The organism is Mesorhizobium sp. M7A.F.Ca.MR.362.00.0.0, from assembly GCF_004023175.1.
Taxonomy (GTDB): domain Bacteria; phylum Pseudomonadota; class Alphaproteobacteria; order Rhizobiales; family Rhizobiaceae; genus Mesorhizobium.
On the sequence record NZ_RZTF01000502.1, the window covers coordinates 1 to 4062 of the forward strand.

At 32.6% G+C, this 4062-nt stretch carries 5 protein-coding genes; 4 read left to right on the forward strand and 1 reads right to left on the reverse strand.

Going from position 1 to position 4062, the window contains the following annotated elements; all coding sequences use genetic code 11:
• Positions 1 to 347: replication initiation protein (locus EOC06_RS33960; RefSeq protein WP_164898896.1), on the forward strand; the 347-nt coding region annotated here is incomplete at its 5' end.
• A 27-nt stretch (positions 348 to 374) separates the two neighbouring features.
• On the opposite strand, the gene EOC06_RS33965 is transcribed toward EOC06_RS33960, so the two are convergent.
• A complete protein-coding gene (locus EOC06_RS33965) occupies positions 375 to 854 on the reverse strand; it encodes a DUF3967 domain-containing protein (protein ID WP_128309859.1) in 480 nt (159 codons plus the stop codon).
• A gap of 168 nt (positions 855 to 1022) precedes the next feature.
• Between EOC06_RS33965 and EOC06_RS33970 the strand changes: the two genes are divergently transcribed.
• The 3 genes from EOC06_RS33970 to EOC06_RS33980 all read left to right on the forward strand — a co-directional run.
• Entirely contained in the window at positions 1023 to 1694 is a 672-nt protein-coding gene (locus tag EOC06_RS33970; RefSeq protein WP_164898897.1) for a type II toxin-antitoxin system PemK/MazF family toxin, read from the forward strand.
• 335 nt (positions 1695 to 2029) lie between these two features.
• On the forward strand, positions 2030 to 3181 hold the full coding sequence (gene mobV / locus EOC06_RS33975; RefSeq protein WP_128309861.1) for a MobV family relaxase: 1152 nt from the start codon (positions 2030 to 2032) through the stop codon (positions 3179 to 3181).
• Between the two features lie 354 nt (positions 3182 to 3535).
• Positions 3536 to 4062, forward strand: a 527-nt coding sequence (locus tag EOC06_RS33980; RefSeq protein ID WP_164898898.1) for a replication initiation protein, incomplete at its 3' end; no start/stop codon positions are given.

Below are 4062 nucleotides of genomic sequence, written 5' to 3' on the forward strand. Positions count from 1 at the left end.
GAAGTCAATACAGTATAAGATTATATGAGATATTGAAGTCTTACGAAAATGTAAAAGGTATTATCTATGAGGTAGAAGAGTTAAGAAAAATGTTAAATTTAGATAATGATGTAATGCCAAGATGGGTTGATTTTAAGCGATTTGTAATTGAACAAGCCATTAAAGAAATCAATAAATTTACTGATCTCTTTATTAAATACGATACGATAAAAAAAGGGAGAAGTGTTTTTGAGGTAGTTTTTCATATTACATCTAAAACAGAGACAGAAAAGGTCATGTCTCAGAGACTCATTGAGCGAACTTTAGACAAGAAAAAGAAGAATGCAATCGACGAAATCCCTTATTGAGAACCTCAGAATAGATCTGAGGTTTTTTTATTTAACCCAAAACTTCCACCATTTTTTTTGCTGGGAAACTGCGAGTTGTTTTTTTGTCTCCTGTGTTTCTCTCAAAGCATACATTAAATTTTGATCTCGTTCTCTTTGTCTTTGTTCCTGTCTTTCTAATTGTTCTAATATTTTTTGGTTGAATTCTTCTTGCTTCTTTATGAAGGTCAAAAGGGGAGATTCTTCTTGATGTAGCGTTGTATCGGTAGGCAATATAGATAAATTATGGTGATATAAGTTCGCTATATGGTTGATGGACTCATCAACAGATAAACCATTGTTTCTTAAAGCTGTTAGATGTTTAAAAGCGGTTAAATCGTTATCGGTATAGCGCCTATGATCTTTATTATCTCTATTAAAAATATAGCCTTTATCTTCAAGCATTTGAGAGTATTTTCTTACTGTAACTGGTTCTACTAAAATTTGTTTTGCTATCTCGCTAGAAGTATATGTTTTATTTTCTTTCATATCGATTCACCTCGCAATATACATTCAATTGGAAGAGAGAAAAACCCTTTTTTATTGTTATTAGTAATATCACGCGAGAAAAACGACATTTTTCGACAAAAGTGGAAAAGAATGAGACCTAATATATGGGGATGTGGTAGAATTAATCCAGGGAAAAGGGGGAACTCTATGACAAATTTAAGAGATAGCGATAATCAAAGTGCTGCGAGAGCATTACACTCTTCTTTTTGGGGAGAGTTATTAGATGTTGATCAAAACTACGCAGAATCATATTTAAAATGGTGTATAGCTCAACTTAAAGAAAACAAGCGAAACACTAAACACATCGCTTTGAAGAATGCTTTCAGAAACGCTGATGAATCGGCGAAGTTTAATCTTAGAAAACAAATGGGTACTGTGAAACCTAAGGGTCATCCATTAGGAATCAACCCTGGAGACATTGTTCTTGTTCGTTATGGAATTAATGTAGGGGATGAAATTAGTGATCTTCAAAGGGACAACACTTTGAAAAATGATCATGGCCATTATTCTGTTGTGGTTAAACAAAAGGGGTTTATGTTCTTAGTAGTGCCTTTGTCTAGTCAACGTCAACGATCTAATAATCCCGCGGAAGAACTTTCATTTAAAGGATTAGGTATTGGTACAACAGATGAAAGTCATGTTATGTTTAACCAAATTCAGTCAGTTCACATTCGCAGATTGAAAAACATTCAAAGCCTTTTACCTGAAGGGAAATGTAGTTTAAATCCTGATGATTTTACTGCTCTAAAGGATAAATTGTCTCTTTTTATGGACCTAAATAGCGAAAAAAATGACATAACTCTTGAAAACAGCATATAAATGTAGTATATTGATGACCATAAAAGGAATACTATGATTTACAGAAATGTATTTCTGTAATTTTAAACACTAACTAAGAAGAGGCCTGCGTTTAGCGGGTCCTTTTCACTTTTAAGGGACAGATCTCCTGTATACAGGAGATCTGTTTTTTTTGTTTTTCTCGCTGTCTAAACCAATCTAATATTTATGATTGGTTAGCGAGTTCGACGATTAGTCGAAAAGGTTTTTAGGGGTTTGGGGAATCCCCAACACGCGTAACTTTGGGTACAAAGTATAGTGTGTTATACTTTATGTACTAAAGATCCTTTAATCGAGCGAACAGGGGGAGCGCGAAAATGAGCTACATAGTAGCGAGAATGCAAAAAATGAAAACACAAAATCTAGGAGGGATTCAAAAACATAATCAAAGAGAGTTCGAAAATCATAGCAATAAAGATATTGATGTGGAACGATCTCATTTAAATTTTGATTTGGTGAATCCTTCGGATATAGATTATCGAAATAGAATCATGAGTATCATTGATGAACAAAGGGAAGGAGATCGAGCTATTCGGAAGGATGCAGTTTTGGTGAATGAGTGGATCATCACGAGTGACCAGGAATTTTTTAAAGAGATGGATCTAGAGGAGACAGAGAATTTCTTTGCAGCTGCTGCTGAATTTTATGAAGAGCGTTATGGAAAACAAAATATAGCATATGCCAAAGTTCATTTAGATGAAACTACTCCACATATGCATTTAGGGATTGTCCCAATGAGGGATGGAAAACTGCAGGCCAAAAATATTTTTACCAGAAAAGAATTATTGTCTATTCAAGCTGATTTACCTTTATTTTTAGAAAAAAGGGGATTTAAGTTACAACGAGGTGAACCAAATTCAGAAAGAAAGCATTTAACTGTTTCTGAATTTAAGGACATGCACTCTAGAATGTCAGAAATGGCCAAAATTGAGGAAGAAAAGGAAAAACGTATTGAAAGTCTAGAAAAAGAAAAAGAGGCCTTAGAAAGACGTTTAAATACATCTAAAGAGTATTTGGAGTTTGAACACTCTGGTCCAAAAGTTTATAAAAAAAGGGAAGAATTGATAAATGGAAAGCCTGAAACAGTTTATACAGTTACACACTCAGAGTTAACTCGTTTAGATGGGATTCGAAGAGCAGCGAATATGGTGCTGGTTGAAAATGAAAGGTTAAAAAAGGAAAATGACCAACTGAAAGGGCGTATAAACGTTTTAGAGAAAACCCAAGAGCAAATATCTTTAATTCTTAAAACAGCCCAAAAACATGCTTCTAAATTTGCAGAAGGGCTCTTTGAAAGAGCTATTACCTATGCTAAGTTCTTTTCTAAAAATGATTTTCTTATTGAACAAGAAAAAGATAAAACGTTTAATAGAATAGATCATTCTTCTTTAGGTATAGAGGATTATGAAAACTGGAAGCAAAGAAGAGATGAATTTAATAGAAAAAATAGTATACATCGTAATCATTAGGTTAGAAGTATAATAGACTTTAAAAGTCTATTATACTTTAAAGAAATTATTGTTTGTATCTAGATGTAATAAGAATCCAGCAAAATTTTATATTTAATAATATAGTTATTTTTTAAAAGCTTTTTAAACCTTTTTAATACTATTTATAGGAGCTTGAATCCCTTGGGGCTCTAAGCCTGAAAAAATTAAAAGTGAGTAATGGTACGCTTAAAAGTGAGTAATGGTACGCTTAAAAGTGAGTAATGGTACTATTAAAGTGAGTAATGGTACTATTAAAGTGAGTTTTTTTGGTATTTACATAAACTCTCACCTTTTGGTAAAATATTGCTAATACATAATTTAGGTGGAGAAGAAATGGCTAGAAGAATTGAGAACTTATCTGATAGAGTCCCCAGATTAAAAGAAATGGCAACACGTAATTATCCTGTTGTGAAGTCTAACTATCTAATTCAAAAAACTCGTTATGATTTAAACCTATCTGAACAAAAGTTAATTTTGCATCTCATCCAGATGATAGAGCCAAAGGATGATGACTTTAAAACCTATCCCTTTTCCATTAAGGACTATTGTAAAGTTTGTGAAATCGATTATAAAAATGGGAAAAACTATATGAACATTAGAAGTACTTTAAAAACCTTAAGTGATAAAAGCTTTTGGATAGAACAAGAAGATGGAACTGAGTTGTTAATGCGCTGGATTGATAAAGTAAGGATCGATCGTCGTAAGGGTGTTATTGATATTAGGTTGGATAAAGATTTAAAGCCTTACTTACTACAATTGAAACAGTTTTTTACCAAGTACAACTATTTGTATGTTATGACAATGAGAAGTCAATACAGTATAAGATTATATGAGATATTGAAGTCTTACGAAAATGTAAA

Bases quoted from the DNA above. Each gene is read 5' to 3' on its own strand.
- EOC06_RS33970 (WP_164898897.1), top strand. From the start codon at position 1,023: ATGACAAATTTAAGAGATAGCGATAATCAAAGTGCTGCGAGAGCATTA.
- EOC06_RS33965 (WP_128309859.1), bottom strand. From the start codon at position 854: ATGAAAGAAAATAAAACATATACTTCTAGCGAGATAGCAAAACAAATT.
- mobV (WP_128309861.1), top strand. From the start codon at position 2,030: ATGAGCTACATAGTAGCGAGAATGCAAAAAATGAAAACACAAAATCTA.